Annotated in this window: 12 protein-coding genes; 6 read left to right on the top strand and 6 right to left on the bottom strand. The window is 64.1% G+C overall.

Annotated elements, in window-relative coordinates; translation table 11 throughout:
• Window positions 1-16: 16 nt before the first annotated feature.
• Genes Q8L25_RS01190 through Q8L25_RS01200 form a run of 3 tightly spaced genes read left to right on the top strand, consistent with a single transcriptional unit; the run spans window position 17 to window position 2,729 of the window.
• Window positions 17-1,030 carry an ABC transporter permease gene (locus Q8L25_RS01190; protein WP_308925629.1) on the top strand — a complete coding sequence of 338 codons (1,014 nt, stop codon included), beginning with the start codon at window positions 17-19 and terminating at the stop codon, window positions 1,028-1,030.
• 14 nt (window positions 1,031-1,044) lie between these two features.
• Window positions 1,045-1,359, top strand: coding sequence for an L-rhamnose mutarotase (gene rhaM, locus Q8L25_RS01195; RefSeq protein WP_374694224.1), 315 nt, complete (start codon window positions 1,045-1,047; stop codon window positions 1,357-1,359).
• A gap of 8 nt (window positions 1,360-1,367) precedes the next feature.
• Window positions 1,368-2,729 carry an FGGY family carbohydrate kinase gene (locus Q8L25_RS01200; protein WP_308923177.1) on the top strand — a complete coding sequence of 454 codons (1,362 nt, stop codon included), beginning with the start codon at window positions 1,368-1,370 and terminating at the stop codon, window positions 2,727-2,729.
• 161 nt (window positions 2,730-2,890) lie between these two features.
• Here the strand turns inward: Q8L25_RS01200 and Q8L25_RS01205 are convergent, their stop codons facing one another.
• From Q8L25_RS01205 to Q8L25_RS01220, 4 genes are all read right to left on the bottom strand, one after another.
• Window positions 2,891-3,253 (bottom strand): BON domain-containing protein, encoded by a 363-nt coding sequence (locus tag Q8L25_RS01205; RefSeq protein WP_308923178.1) that lies wholly within the window; start codon window positions 3,251-3,253, stop codon window positions 2,891-2,893.
• Window positions 3,254-3,510: 257 nt separating this feature from the next.
• The gene (locus Q8L25_RS01210) at window positions 3,511-4,884 is read right to left on the bottom strand and encodes a sigma 54-interacting transcriptional regulator (RefSeq protein WP_308923179.1); all 1,374 of its coding nucleotides are present in this window, start codon (window positions 4,882-4,884) and stop codon (window positions 3,511-3,513) included.
• Complete coding sequence (locus Q8L25_RS01215) at window positions 4,881-5,426, bottom strand: hypothetical protein (protein WP_308923180.1); 546 nt, start codon at window positions 5,424-5,426, stop codon at window positions 4,881-4,883. Before Q8L25_RS01215 ends, Q8L25_RS01210 begins: the two co-directional genes overlap by 4 nt.
• On the bottom strand, window positions 5,423-6,835 hold the full coding sequence (locus Q8L25_RS01220; RefSeq protein WP_308923181.1) for a HAMP domain-containing sensor histidine kinase: 1,413 nt from the start codon (window positions 6,833-6,835) through the stop codon (window positions 5,423-5,425). Before Q8L25_RS01220 ends, Q8L25_RS01215 begins: the two co-directional genes overlap by 4 nt.
• Before the next feature lie 281 nt (window positions 6,836-7,116).
• Between Q8L25_RS01220 and Q8L25_RS01225 the strand changes: the two genes are divergently transcribed.
• Both Q8L25_RS01225 and Q8L25_RS01230 read left to right on the top strand, forming a co-directional pair.
• Complete coding sequence (locus Q8L25_RS01225; protein ID WP_308923182.1) at window positions 7,117-10,008, top strand: insulinase family protein; 2,892 nt, start codon at window positions 7,117-7,119, stop codon at window positions 10,006-10,008.
• 289 nt (window positions 10,009-10,297) lie between these two features.
• Window positions 10,298-11,257, top strand: coding sequence for an IS110 family transposase (locus Q8L25_RS01230; protein ID WP_308923183.1), 960 nt, complete (start codon window positions 10,298-10,300; stop codon window positions 11,255-11,257).
• Window positions 11,258-11,286: 29 nt separating this feature from the next.
• On the opposite strand, the gene Q8L25_RS01235 is transcribed toward Q8L25_RS01230, so the two are convergent.
• Together Q8L25_RS01235 and Q8L25_RS01240 are read right to left on the bottom strand one after the other, a co-directional pair.
• Entirely contained in the window at window positions 11,287-11,691 is a 405-nt protein-coding gene (locus Q8L25_RS01235) for a VOC family protein (protein ID WP_308923184.1), read from the bottom strand.
• A gap of 55 nt (window positions 11,692-11,746) precedes the next feature.
• Window positions 11,747-12,631: an AraC family transcriptional regulator gene (locus Q8L25_RS01240; RefSeq protein WP_308923185.1), complete on the bottom strand. Its 885-nt coding sequence runs from the start codon at window positions 12,629-12,631 to the stop codon at window positions 11,747-11,749.
• Between the two features lie 125 nt (window positions 12,632-12,756).
• On the opposite strand from Q8L25_RS01240, the gene Q8L25_RS01245 reads away from it, so the two are divergent.
• Window positions 12,757-14,766 carry a TonB-dependent receptor gene (locus Q8L25_RS01245; RefSeq protein ID WP_308923186.1) on the top strand — a complete coding sequence of 670 codons (2,010 nt, stop codon included), beginning with the start codon at window positions 12,757-12,759 and terminating at the stop codon, window positions 14,764-14,766.
• The last annotated feature ends 17 nt before the right edge of the window (window positions 14,767-14,783 follow it).

Consider the following 14,783-nt stretch of genomic DNA (forward strand, 5'->3'; position numbering starts at 1 on the left):
CCTCCACAGTGCCGACATGAACGATACATCACTGCCCAAAGCGCCCGGTTCGCGCTATACCATCCTCGACCGCAAGGCGCCGCGGCTGTCGCATTACCTGGCGCACTGGGAAGCGCTGCTGGCGCTGCTGCTGGTCGCCGTCTTCATCGGCAACAGCGTGTTCCTGCCGAACTTTTTCGATGCCTATAATCTCGCCGACAGCACCTTCAATTTCAGCGAAAAAGCCCTGATCGCGCTGCCGATGGCCTTGCTGATCATCTGCCGCGAAATCGATATTTCCGTCTCCGGCACCTTGGCGCTGTCGTCGGTGGCGATGGGTTTTGCGCACCACCATGGCGTGCCGCCGGAAGGCCTGTTGTTCGTGGCGCTGGCCATGGGCGCCGTCTGCGGCAGCCTGAACGGCGTGCTGGTGACGCGCTTTGCCTTGCCGTCCATCGTCGTGACGATCGGCACGGTGGCGCTGTTTCGCGGCCTGGCCAGCGTGATCCTGGGCGACCAGGCCTACACCGGCTATCCGCAACTGCTGATCGACTGGGGCCAGGGCTATTTCTTCGACATCATTCCCCGCCCGTTCGTGATCCTGCTGGCCTTCGCCATGCTGTTTGCCGTGCTGCTGCATGCGACCAGCTGGGGCCGGCGCATCTTTGCCATCGGCTGCAACCCGATGGCCGCGCGTTTCTCGGGCGTGGCGGTGGACCGCTACCGCTTTGCCCTGTTCGTGCTGACGGGCGCCATGGCCGGCCTGGCGGCGTACCTGCTGACGGGACGCATCGGCAGTACGCGGCCGAATATCGCCATGGGCTGGGAACTGGAAGTGATCACCATGGTGATTCTGGGCGGCGTGAGCATTGCCGGCGGCAAGGGTACGATCGGCGGCGTGATGCTGGCCGTGCTGCTGCTGGGCATGGTCACCTACGGCCTGGCGCTGCTCAATATTCCCGGCGTCATCATGACGATCGTGGTCGGCATTTTGCTGCTGATTACGATTGCCCTGCCACGCCTGCTGAACCGCAAATCGACGAAAAAATAATCAAGAAAATGCGCATGGAACAAATCGCTTTCAGAATGCAGCTCAAACCCGGCAATGCCGTGGAATATCAACGCCGCCACGACGCCATCTGGCCCGAGCTGGCGGCCTTGCTGCACGAGTCCGGCGTACGCGACTACAGCATCTTTCTGGACGAGGCCACCGGCGCGCTGTTCGCCGTGCTGCGCCGCATGGATGGCCACGCGATGGCGGCGCTGCCGCAACATCCGGTCATGCGCCGCTGGTGGGACCATATGGCCGACCTGATGGAGACGCAGGCGGACGCGTCGCCCGTCGCCGTGCCGCTGGCCCCCGTGTTTCATCTCGCCTGAGGAGGGCCTTGATCATCGACGCCACCGTTGTACTCGATATCGGCAAGACCAATGCCAAGCTGACCTTGCTCGACGCCGCCGGCGCCATCCTGGCCGAACAGCGCTGCCCGAACACCATACTCGACACGGCACCGTATCCGCACCACGATACGGAGCGGCTGTGGGACTGGCTGCAAACCACCGTGGCCGCCTTTTCACAGTTGGCCCGCATTACCGCCATTGTCCCCGTCACGCACGGCGCCACGGCGGCGCTGGTCGACGATGCGGGGCTGGTGCTGCCCATCCTCGACTATGAATCGACCTTGCCGCAGGCGCTGGCGGCGGAGTACGACACGCTGCGTCCCGCGTTTGCCGACACCCTGTCGCCGCAACTGCCGTGCGGCCTGAACCTGGGCTTGCAGCTGTACTGGCTGGCGAAAACGTGTCCGCAGGAATTTTCCCGCGCGCGCCATATCCTGACGTACCCGCAATACTGGGCCTGGAGATTGTCGGGCGTGGCCGCCAGCGAAGTGACCTCCCTCGGTTGCCATACGGATTTGTGGCAGCCGCAGCAAGGGTCGTTTTCTTCGCTGGTGCATCGCATGGAATGGACGCAGCTGTTTCCACCGTTGCAAGCGGCGTGGGCTCCGCTGGGGCCGGTGCGAGCCAACCCCGCGCTGCCCGACTGCCAGGTACTGTGCGGCATCCATGACAGCAATGCCTCGCTGCTGCGCTATCTGGATGCGGAGGCAAATAACCAGCCGCGCACGGTGCTGTCGACCGGCACCTGGGCGATTGCCGCCGCGTTTGGCGCTTCCCTGGCCCGGCTCGATGAAACGGCCGACATGTTGGCCAATGTCAATGCGCTTGGCCAACCCGTGGCCTGCATGCGCTTTATGGGCGGACGCGAGTTTTCCGTACTGGCGGGAGCGGCGCCGCAGGTGTGCGATAGCGCCGATCTCGAGCGGCTGGTCAGGCAGGGCACGCTGGCGCTGCCGTGTTTTGCCGAGTCCGGCGGACCTTTCGTGGGGCAGGCGGGCCGCATCGTCGGGCCGGCACCGCAAACGGCGCAGGAACATTATGCGCTGGCCACCCTGTATTGCGCGCTGATGAGCGATTATTGCCTCGACGCCCTGGATGCGCAGGGCACGATCACCGTGGAAGGCAGCTTTACCGACAATCCCCATTTTGCCTGCGTGCTGGCGGCGTTAAGGCCAGCGCAGGACGTGGCCGTATCGACCGACGCCAGCGGCACCACCTGTGGCGGGTGGATGTTGCATCGCTGGGGTGAGGTGCCGGTGATGGAGGCGACGGTGGCGCCAGTAATGGAAGTGGATGGTTTGACCGCGTACCGTGCGCAGTGGCGGGCGCACATTAACCCAACGGCGTAAAAATGGCCGGGATCGGACCCGGCGGGGGAATACGTCCCAATGGGAAGTATTCCGATCGCGAAGCGACTGACCCCGGGGTTTGCTTTTGGGGTAAAAATAAGGGCAAAAAAATGCCCTGTCCGCAGACAGGGCAACCCGGAGTAAAGTACAGCGCGAGGGCGTTAGCCGGCGGCTTTGACTTTCAGTTCGTTCTTGATTTCTTTCACGCCGCTTACGGAAGCGACGATCTGCACGATGCGGTCGCCGGCTTCGGCGCTTGGCACGTCGCCCGACAGGACCACGACGCCTTGTTGCGTTGCCACGTTCACCGGCAGGGTAGCGGCTTGGGCATCGGCGCCCAGGGCGGCCTTGGCCGACGAGGTGATGGTTTCATCAGGGACTGCGGCAGCAGCGTTGGCGGCTACGACGGTGTCAGCAGGAGCTTGTGCTTTTGGTGCGGAGTCAGCGGCATGCGAAGCGGTGATCGAGGCGCCCGACAGTACGATAGCGGCAACCAGGGTATTGAACAGTTTCGATGTTTGCATGGTAGTTCCTCTCAATGAAGTTAAAAGCTTCTTACTTGGTTAAGGCAACACTTTGAAGCGTTACATAGGTCCATACAGCAAGCAGCGTGCCAGCTTTTATAACTTCTTTAAAATCAACCACTTACATAAAAACTGCATTTTTCCGGCCTGGCATGGCCCGGAAAACCGCGCTTTTTGTCGCCTGACAGCGACAGCTTGTGAGCGTCAAATTAGGCACCAGCGATAAATCATTGATTTCAAACGATTTTATCTTGTCGCTATTCGGCGACAGGGTCGTTTTCGCCCCGAAACAAGGCCGGCGTCAGCTCGTATTTCTGCAGCAGCCGGTAGAACTCGGTACGGTTGCGGTCGGCCAGTCTGGCCGCATCGGCCACGTTGCCGTCGGTCAGGCGCAGCAACTGGATCAGGTAATCGCGCTCGAAGCGCTGCTTCGCCTCGTTATAGCTGAGCGCTTCCAGTGACGGCACGCGCAAGGCGCGCTGTACCAGGCTCAGGGGCACCAGCGGCGCCATGGCCAGCGCGCACACCTGTTCCACCACATTGACCAGCTGGCGCACATTGCCGGGCCAGGGCGCGCTGACCAGCGCCGTCAGCGCATCGGGCGCAAAGCCGTTCAGCGGCTTTTGATACTTGTCGGCCAGCTTGTGCAAAAAATGATTCGCCAGCAGGGCGATATCTTCACGGCGCTCGGCCAGCGGCGGCAGGGTGAGGGTCACCACGTTCAGGCGGTAATACAGGTCTTCGCGGAATTGGCCGTCCGCCATCGCCACGTCCAGGTCGCGGTGGGTGGCTGACAGCAGGCGCACGTCGATCGCCCGCGTCTGGTCGGAGCCGACGGGGCGCACGGCCCGTTCCTGCAGCACGCGCAGCAATTTCACCTGCAGCGGCAGCGGCATGTCGCCGATCTCGTCCAGGAACAGGGTGCCGCCGTCGGCCGCCTGGAACAGGCCTTCGCGGTTGCCGACCGCCCCCGTAAACGAGCCTTTTACGTGACCGAACAATTCGGATTCCAGCAATTGCTCGGGGATGGCGCCGCAGTTGACGGCGATAAACGGCGCCTTGGCGCGGCGGCTGGCGTTGTGCAGGGCGCGCGCCAGCAATTCCTTGCCGGTGCCGCTGGGACCACGGATCAAAATGCTGGCGTCGGACCCGGCCACCAGCTTGGCTTCGGCCAGCAGCTCGGCCATCTGCGAACTGCGGCTGATCAGCTCGGCACGCCAGCTTTCGTCGCTGGACGCGGCGGCCGGCATCACGGTCGACAGGTTGACGGCATACGCCACTTTTTCCATCAGCGCCTTGCCGTCGAACGGCTTGGTCAGATACGCAAACGCGCCGCGCGCGGTGGCGTCGACGGCGTCGGGGATGGTGCCGTGCGCGGTCAGCAGGATCACGGGCAGGGCCGAATGCTGGCGCCGGATATCGTCGAACAGGGCCAGGCCGTCGCGGCCCGGCAATTGCACGTCGGTAATGACCAGCGCCGGCAACTCCACCGCCAGGCGCGCCAGCGCCGCTTCCGCGCTGCCCACCGCCGTCACCCGATAGTTTCCGGCCTGCAGGCGGATCGTCAGCAATCGCAGCAGGTCCGGGTCGTCATCGACCAGCAATATATGAGGATGGTTCACGGCATTCATTTCGGCGCTCCCGCGGCAGGCCGCACCGACAGGCTGCGTTCGATATTTTTCAGCGCTTCGAGTTTTTCATTCAATTGATCGTTGCGGCGCTGGGCCTCGCGCACCTGGCCGTTGAGCCGTTCCACCGCCTCGTCCTGGCGCCGCAAGTCCGCATACTGGCCGGACAGGAACTGGGCCAGCGGCGCCAGCAGTTTCGCTTCGTCGCTGGAGGCTTGCGTGATCGAATCGAGCAGGGTCTGCGCGCGCGCGAGATCCCCCGGCGTGCGCAAGGTGGCCTGCAGCATGGCGCGCCGTATCGTGTTTTGCGGCGCATGGTCGGCCCTGGACAGTTCCAGCTGGGCTTTCACCAGTTCGGCCGGCGTCATCGGGCGCAAGCTGGCCTGGTAGGCCAGCAACTCGCTGAGCTTGGGATCGGCCACGACGACGATGCGCGGCGGCGTCTGCACCAGCACGGCAGTCTGTTTCACGGGCGGTGGCGCGGCGCAGCCAGCCAGCAGCAGGGCGCAGGCGGCCACTAGCGGCGCGGAAAGTTTGATCATCATAAGGGCAGTTCTATCCGAAAGTGAGCGCCGGCCGGGCGCGGTAAGAGGAGGACGCGGCCATCGTGGGCGGCAATATATTCGCGCACGATGGACAGGCCGATGCCATTGCCGTTGCGCGCACCGGCCATCTGGCGCACGCCCTGGTAAAACGGCTCGAAAATACGTTCGGCATCTTCGGGCGCGACGCCGGCGCCCTGGTCGATGCAGTCGATGCGGGCACAGCCCTGGTCGCCCGACAGTTCAAAGCGCACGCTGCCGCCCTCGGGGCTGAAGCGCACGGCGTTCGACAGCAGGTTGGCCAGCACGGTGGCCAGCTTGTCGCGGTCGGCCTTGACCACCAGCGACTCGCCGCGCACGTCGATGCTCAGGCGGCGCGCCTGCCATTGCAATTGCTGCGCCGCCACGACTTCCTGCAGCAGCGCCAGCAGGTCCACCTTGCTGTGCGCCAGGTGCTGGGCGTCAAAGGCGGCGGTATTGTAGCGCAGCAAGTCTTCGATCTGGGTTTGCAGGGAGGCCGTGTTCTGCTGCAGGATGCCGGCGATTTCGCGCTGGCCATCGCTGAGTTTGCCGGCCACCTCGTCTTCCAGCAGGGCCACGCCTTCGCGCAGCGCCGCCAGCGGGGTTTTCAGTTCGTGCGAGATATGGCGCAAAAAACGTTCCTTGTCGGCGTCGAGGCTGGCCAGGCGCTGGCGCAGCCAGTCCAGCTGCTGGCCCAGCAAGCGCGTGTCGGCCGGGCCGCCGACGACGATGGTCTGGTCGTAGCGCTTGTCGCCAAGGCGCTCGATGGCGCGCTCGATGCGGCGCAGCGGGCGCGACAGCAGAAAGCCGAAACAGGTGGCCAACACGGCCGCCAGCAACACGGCGCCGATCACCAGCAGGCCCAGCAGGCGGCGCTGGCGTTCCAGTTCGACCAATAAATCGTCATTGCGGCTGCCGATTTCCGTCTTGCTGTCGCGCGCCACCGTGTCGTTGATCTGCGCCATGCGCACAAAGGCGCGCGACACCACCGCGTGACCGTCGCGCTTGCGTCGCTTGCCCGCCTGTAATACTTCCCAGGCCGATTCGGCCTGCGCCGTCCATTCGTCGGCCAGCTGCGGCGCAAAGTGCGGCGTGGCGCGGTTCAGTATTTGCAAGGCCGCCGCCGCTTCTTCGCGCGCGGCCGCATAGCGCTCGCGGAACACCGGGTCGTCCAGCACCATGAACTGGCGCGCGCTGCGCTCCATCGCCAGGGTGCGTTCGGCCAGGCGCTGCGACTGTTCCGTCAGGGTGATCGCCTGCGCCGCCGTTTCGCGGCCGAGACGGGCCAGGTGCTCCAGGGTCAGCAAGGCTTGCACGGAGGTGGCCGCCATGATGCCGGCCGTCAGGATAAACGCGGCAAATAGCAGCTGGCGAAAGGAAAGTCTGGACAAGGTGCGGCCTTCGGCTCGGTGAGCGTGGGAAAAGGCGCATGGTACGCCAAGCAGGCGCAGCATGACGCCGCCTTCCCTCAAATGGCCGATATTACAAGATTGCCGGATTGCCTGCTGTCCAGGGTAGCGGCGGCGCACGGCGAATAGTCCTAGTACAATAGGAAAAAACCTCAAATCACCATCACACCGGCGGCCAGCCCTGGCTTTTCGCCGTGTTGCCCCAAGATACGATGCAAGCCCCGAGCCAGTCCCAGTCACCTACAGCAGAGATCCCATACCGCATGAGCACATTTGAAAAAGTCAGCAGCAACTTCATTCCAGTCTTGCAGGCAACCATCGAGCAATACGTCGAGCCCGCATCGGGCATGCGCCATATCCACATGCATACCGAGCAGGCTGAAATGGTGTTCCTGGTGGCCTTTCCCACCGTGCCTGAAGTGAGCGACGGCCGCGCGCATATCCTGGAACACCTGGCCTTGTGCGGTTCGGCCCGCTATCCGGTGCGCGACCCGTTCTTCTCGATGCTGCGCCGCTCGACGGCCACCTTCATGAATGCGATGACCTATCCGGACCGCACCGTGTATCCGTTCGCCAGCACCGACCGCAAGGATTTCTTCAATCTGCTGGACGTCTACCTGGACGCCGCCTTCTTCCCGAATCTCGACTACCTGAACTTCCGCCAGGAAGGCTGGCGCCATGCGTTCGAAGGCGACAAACTGGTGTACCAGGGCATCGTCTTCAATGAAATGAAGGGCGCCTTCAACAGCCCCATGCGCGCGCTCGACAGCGGCATCGCCAGCACCTTGTTGAAAGGCACCACGTACGAAGTGGAATCGGGCGGCGATCCGCTCGATATCCCGGAACTGACGCACGCCATGCTGAAGGAATTCCACGCCAGCCACTACCATCCTTCGCAAGCCGTGATCATGACCGCCGGCAATATCGAAGCATCGGCCGTGCAGGAACAGGTGGCCGAGCGCGTGCTGTCGAAACTGAGCGGCTTTTCACCGCGGCGCCTGCCGCAACTGGCCCCGGCCTGGACCGCGCCGCAGGAAAACGTCGTGAAAATTCCGTCGCAGGAAGCGCGCGACGATGAATTCGGCCTGCAGTTCGCCTGGCTGCTCGGCGAATCGTCCGATCCGCTGGCGTTCTACCACGCCCACCTGCTGTCGGCCGGCCTGCTCGGCGAATCGTCGGCACCCGTGATGCGCGCCATGGAATCGGCCGGTTACGGCCGTCCGTCGGACATGAACGGCCGCGACGCCGGCACGCGCCAGATGGTGTTCCATATCGGCATGGAAGGCTTGACGGAAGAACAGATCGCCGACGCCCATGCCCGCATCTGGACCGCGCTGGAAGAAACGGCCGAAGAGGGCATTCCGGCCGCCGTGCTGCATGCGGCCCTGCGCGACATCAAATATGGCCAGCGCGAAATCAGCAGCGGCCGCATGCCATACGGCCTGGGCCGCTTGCTGCACGCCTTGCCGCTGGCCATGTATGACGGCGACGTGATGGATGCCTTCGACAATGCGGCCATCCTGGAAACGCTGGAACAGCAGATCGACGACCCGGAATTTTTCAAGCAGCTGGTACGCGAGCTGATCGCCAATCCGACGCGTTTGACCACCCGCGTGGTGCCCGATGCCGCCTTCTTCACGGAACGCGCGGCCCAGGAAGACGCGAAACTGGCGGCCTTGCAGGCCAGCCTGAGCGACGAACAGCGCGCCCATATCGTGGCAGAGTCCGCAGCGCTTGACGCGCACCAGCAACTGCCGTCGAACTCGGAAGTGCTGCCGCGCATCCGCCCGGGCGACGTCAGCGCGCATCCGCGCCCGGCGCTGGCGATTCCCGACGCCGTCAACGGCGCGGTGGCGTTTTCGATCGCCTCGAACGGCATCAGCTACGCCAACGTGCTGTACGACGTGTCGCATCTGCCGGAAGCGTCGTGGCCATGGCTGCGCCTGTACACCGACCTGGCGCCGGAACTCGGTGTGGGCGACATGTCGTTCGACGACGCCAGCGCCTGGCGCCAGAGCATGGTGCCCTCGTTCCATATCGGCCTGGAAGCGATTCCACGCCCGCAGCAGACCATGCGCGTGGAACTGTCGTTCTCGGCCAGCGGCCTGCGCGAAGAACACGAGGCGATCGCCGCCGTGCTGTCGGCCTGGATCGCAAAACCGCGCTTCGATGAGGAAGAGCGCCTGGCCTTCCTGATCGAAAGCCTGGTGCAGGACAAATTGAGCAGCCTGGCCGAGTCCGGCAGCCGCTACGCCATGCTGGCCTCGACCGCGCCGCTGTCGCCGATGCGCCGCTTCGACGACCTGATCGGCGGCCCGGCCGCGCTGCCGTTCTACCGCCGCTTGCAGCAGCTGAGCAAGACCTCCGAGGGCTTGCAGGAAATCGCGCGCGAACTCGACGCCCTGCACGCCCACATCATCGCCCAGCCGCCGACCGTGCTGTGCGCCGGCCTGGACCAGGACGGCGTGATCCTGGCCGGCCTGCTGGACCTGCCACGCGTCGACCAGACTGCGGCAAAGGCAGAAGTGGTGGAAGAAGGCGCGGTGAACGCGCCACCGGTGGTGCCGCTGGTGCTGGCCAATACGGCCTTGCACGCGACCAGCCAGATCAACCATTGCTTCGTCTCCTGGACCGTGCCCGGCGTGCACAGCCCGGACGCATCGGCGCTGGCCGTGGCGGCCGAACTGATGACCAACCAGGTGCTGCATACGGCCCTGCGCGAAAAAGGCGGCGCCTATGGCGGCAGCGCCAGCTATGCGGCCGGCGCGGGCACGTTCACCCTCAGCTCCTACCGCGATCCGCGCCTGGCCGGCACCTATGCCGACTTCGACGTGACCCTGACGCAGATCCTCGACGGCACGTTCTCGCAGGAACAAGTTGAAGAAGCCATCATCTGCGTGATCAAGGGCCTGGACAAGCCGCACTCGCCGTATGCGGAAGCGCTGACGGCCTGGAATATGCAGCAGCGCGGCACGACGGAAGCCGTGCGCCAGCAGTTCCGCACTGGCGTGCTGACCTGCACGCTGGAGCAGATCAAGGCCGTCACGCGTACCTGGCTGAAAGACGGCCAGCCGAGCCGCGCCGCGTTTGCGGGCAATACGACGCAAGACCTGGCGGGGCTGGAAGTGGTGGATTTGCTGGCGCTGGCGAGTTAAGGCCAATAAGGCCAACAATGTTGTCGGGTTACGCGCGAAGCGCTAACCCGACCTTGTATTATTCCTCTCATGCGGTTGGTGGTGTTGCGAACAACATCGACCGCTGTCAAAATTCTTGGTAGGCATATCAAGACCGGGTAACTGGATGCCGTATCCGCCCTTAGGCTCAAAGCCAGCGATGTAGATCTCGCACCAGTTACCCACCCTCCATGTCAAGATCGGACAGTATCTTTGGCACCGGCACGCCGGTAGCCCGCATTCACAAGGTAGATCGCAAGAGGACCACAGCATGTTTAATTTAGGAATCGACGTTGCCAAGGCCAAGCTGGACTGCGCACTGCGCCTGCCCAATGGCAAGCACCGTAACAAGGTAGTAGAGAACAATCACAAAGGATTTGCTGCACTGAGCGAATGGCTGCTCAAGCATGATGCCGGCAACCCGAGAGTATGTATGGAAGCGACTGGCACTTACTGGGAAGGGGTTGCCGAATATCTGGCCGGACTTGGCATGGTGGTCAGTGTCATCAATCCGGCACAGATGAAGGCCTTTGGCGCCTCGCGCATGGTACGCACCAAGACCGACAAGGTCGACGCGCAGTTGATTGCCGACTTTGCCCATGAGCGCCAACCGCAGCCGTGGACAGCGCCGTCGCCCGCCGCGCAGGCACTGCGCGCCTTGGTGCTGCGCCTCGAAGCGGTGCAAGCGATGCGGTTGCAGGAAACGAATCGGCTCGACGTCGCGCGAGAAGCGGTACGCCAGGGTATCGAGGATCACATTGCCTGGCTCGACAAAGAAATCAAGGAACTCATTCGCGCCATCAAGCGCCATATCGACGATGATCCGGATTTACGCGATAAGCGCGAGCTGCTCGACAGCATCCCTGGTCTGGGTGAGCGCACGATACCAGTGTTGCTGTCGTACTATGCCGATACCGAGCGCTTCGACAACGCCAAGCAAGCCGTGGCGTTTGCGGGACTCGACCCGCGCCAGCACGAGTCAGGATCGAGCGTACGTGGCAAGCCACGCATGTCGAAGATTGGTCACAGTTTCCTGCGAAAGGCGCTGTACATGCCAGCCATGGTGACCGTATACAGGACACCATGGGGTCAGCGCTTTGGTCAGCGGCTCAGCGCTGCCGGCAAGCCACCGAAACTGATCATCGGCGCCATGATGCGCAAGCTGGTGCACGTGGCATTCGGCGTGCTCAGGTCGGGAAAAATATTTGATCCAACCTTGCACAACGCTTGACGGGGATAACAGTATCTACCCGACCTACATCATGATGGGATCGCTTCCGGTTCCATAAACATCACTTCCCACTGATGGCCGTCCGGATCCTGGAAACTGTGGCCATACATGAAGCCGAAATCGAGCGGCTCCTTGTAGAGGCTGCCGCCGGCCGCCACGGCTTTCGCCACCAGCTGATCGACTTCGGCCCGGCTCTCGGCCGACAGACACACCAGTACTTCTGTCGCCTGCGTTGTATCGCACAGCTGCTTGGGCGTGAACTGTTTGAATTTTTCCTCCGTCAGCAGCATCACGAAACTGCTCTCGCTGACGATCATGCAGGTCGCCGTTTCATCCGTAAAATGGGCGTTGAAACTGAAGCCCAGTGCGGTGAAAAACTGTACCGAGCGGTCGAGTTCCTTGACGGGCAGGTTGACAAATAGTTTGCGGGACATCGTATCTCCTTGAAGTCGATCGAATAAAAGTGCCCGCCGATTTTACCTGCACTGCTCAAACGCCGGCGCGCCCCACCGTCTTCGCCGCATAGCCAAAATACCGGCTGAAGGCGGCGCTGAAATTGGCCGGATGGCGGTAGCCCACCTGCCAGCCCGCTTGCGCCACCTGGCAGCCGTTTTCCAGCAACAGATGGGCACGCCGCATGCGCAGCGCCAGCAGGGTGCGATACGGGCTGTCGTGGTAGCGGTGGCGCCAGCCCTGTTTCAGCTTGAACAGGCTCAGGCCCACCTGTGCGCACAGATAGGCTAGCGTCAGTTCCTGCGCCAGCTGTTCTTCCATCAGCGCATGGACGCGCTCGATTTTCGCGATCTCGGCCTCGCTCCAGCGCGTCGTCATGACGGGCGCCGGCTGCAGCGCGCGCAGCTGTTCGGACAGCAAGCTGAGCACGCCGATATGCATGGCCAGCGCATCGTGTGCATGCAGCAGGGAACGCACCAGCAAGCCGCTGGCGCGCGTGGTGGCGCCAAACCCCAGCGGCCGCACGCCATGCTCGGGCAGCAACGCCGCATGGCCATAGCGCGCCAGCGCCGGTTCATCGACCAGCAGGCGCAATTGCGCCACGCGCTGGCCCGCCTCGAAACGGCGCTCGCCGCTGCCCTGGCGAAACGCGGACACCGTCGTATGGCCCTGTTCGAAGCGCAATCGGGCGCCGTCGTGCCCGACATAGCCGGACCGGCCGTGCAGCCCGACGGTAATCACCAGTCCTCCCGCCTCGCCGCTGCGCACGGCCTGCTCGACCAGCGCCTGGCGCGGGCGGAAATCGGAATGCACCAGCAGCAGCCCGTCGTCGATGGTCGTCTGCTCGAAACGGCCTTCGCCATCGCCGGCATCGCGCTGGCGGCGCATCCATTCGGGCGTGTCGGATTCCTGTAACAGCATGCCTGCTCCTTTCAACGCAATGCAGATGAAATGCGCCTGATGGCATACAAATGCAAATGATAATTATTCTCATTGTTGCATAAAATAGCTGGCATGCCTATCCATCCCTACCGGAGCCCGCCAGCATGTCGTCTTTTCCCCTCACCGGCCCTTTGCGGCCCCGCTTCATCCTCTCCACGCTGCTGCTGTCGGCGCCTTGCGCCGTTCATGCGGACGAGGCCGCCTTGCCGGTGGTGACCATCAGCGCCAGCAAGCAGGAGCAATTGCTGGCGCAAACGCCAGCCAGCGTGAGCGTATTCGACGACGACCGCCTGCAGGCCGCCGGCGCGCGCGGGCTGGAAGACCTGGCCACCATGACGCCGGGCCTGTCCTTCCAGCCTTTCGGCCAGGCGGGCGTGCTGTCGCCCGTGATGCGCGGCCTGACGGCCAATTTCTTTTCCTTTTCCAGCGCCACCCTGCTGCTCAACGATGGCGTGCCGGTGCTGATGGCGCAGGGCTTTGACGACAATCTGCTCGGCGTCGAACGGGTGGAAGTACTGCGCGGCCCGCAAGGCACCTTGTATGGGCGCAACGCGGAGGCGGGCGTGATCGCCATCTATTCCAGGCTACCCGGCAACGTGCCGCACAGCACGGTGGAAGTGGTGGCGGGCAGCCGCGACAAGCGCGCCGTGCGCGTGGATTTATCGCGCGCGCTGATCGCCGATACCCTGTACGCCAGCGTCGGCCTGGAAAAACGCCGCCAGAATGGCTTTATCAGCAACCGGAACACGGGACGCAAGGAAGACGGCCGCGACAGCGAACACCTGAAACTGGCGCTGCGCTGGACGCCCGATGCGCTGACCGAGGCGATTGTCCGCTACCGCCATGTCGCCTATGACGATGGCAGCGCCCTGTGGGGTGCCGTCGCCACCGGCCCCACGGCCGCGCGCGCCACGGTGCAGTCGGGCACGCCCAGCTGGAACCGATCCACCGGCAGCAGCGTGTCGCTGGACCTCACGCGCCAGCTGGCGCCCGACCTCGCGCTGCGGTCGATCACGGCGCGCAGCGACGTCCATGACAAGGCGCAACAGGATACGGATTTCCGGCCGGCCGACCTGCTGCATATCGCGCGCGACCACCACTTCCGCACCATCTCGCAGGAGCTGCGCCTCAATGGCAAGCTGGGCGCGGCGCAGTGGCTGGCCGGCGTGTATGCCGACCGCGATGATCACGACCTGCTGAACCAACAGAAACTGCCGCTGGCCCTCACGCGCAGTGCCGCGAAACTGGGCGGCAATTCGGCGGCCGTGTTCACCGACTGGAACGTGCCGCTGGGCGGCGCCTGGAGCATCGATGGCGGCGCGCGCTACGAACGCGACAAGGTCCACTACGCCACGCCCGCCGGCGCGCGCCAGGATGGCAACTGGAGCCGCTACACGCCCAAGCTGTCGCTGCGGTATCAGCTGAGCCAGGCGCAGCAGCTGTACGCCACCTGGAGCGACGGTTTCCGCGCCGGCGGCTACAACGTGTTTGCGCCGTCATCGCGCTATACAGCGTTTTCGCCGGAAACCGTGCGTGCCATCGAACTGGGCGCCAAAGGCACGCTGGGGAAACGGCTGCGCTATGCGGCCGCCGTCTACCGCATGCAGATCGACGAAATGCAGGTGCAGCAGATGCCCACGCCCGGCATGGTCTACCTGACCAATGCGGCCAGCGCGCGCTCGGCGGGGGCGGAGTTGGAAGTCGACTACCTGCTGGGGCGTGGCTGGCAGGCGCAGGCGGCGCTGGCCTGGAACCGCACGCGCTTCGCGCAGTTTCGCGATGGCGCCAGCAACTACGACGGCAAGCACAATCCCTTCGCGCCCGACCGCAGCGCCCAGCTGTCCCTGCGCCATGACACCGACAAGGGCTGGCATGGCCAGGCCGCCCTCAGCGGCGTGGGCGCCATCTTCCTCGACGCGGCCAACCGCTACCGGCGCAATGGCCATGCCCTGCTGAACCTGTCGGCCGGCTACCGCAGGGGCGACTGGGACCTGGTGGCCCATGTCAACAATGCCGCCGACCGCCGCCATGACGCGGTCGGCTACCAGAACGGCATCGTCACCGTCTACAGTCCGCCGCGCGAGGCGGGCCTGACATTGCGCTGGTCGCGCTGACCGGCCTTATCCACGAA

Source organism: Janthinobacterium sp. J1-1, from assembly GCF_030944405.1.
GTDB lineage: Bacteria > Pseudomonadota > Gammaproteobacteria > Burkholderiales > Burkholderiaceae_D > Janthinobacterium.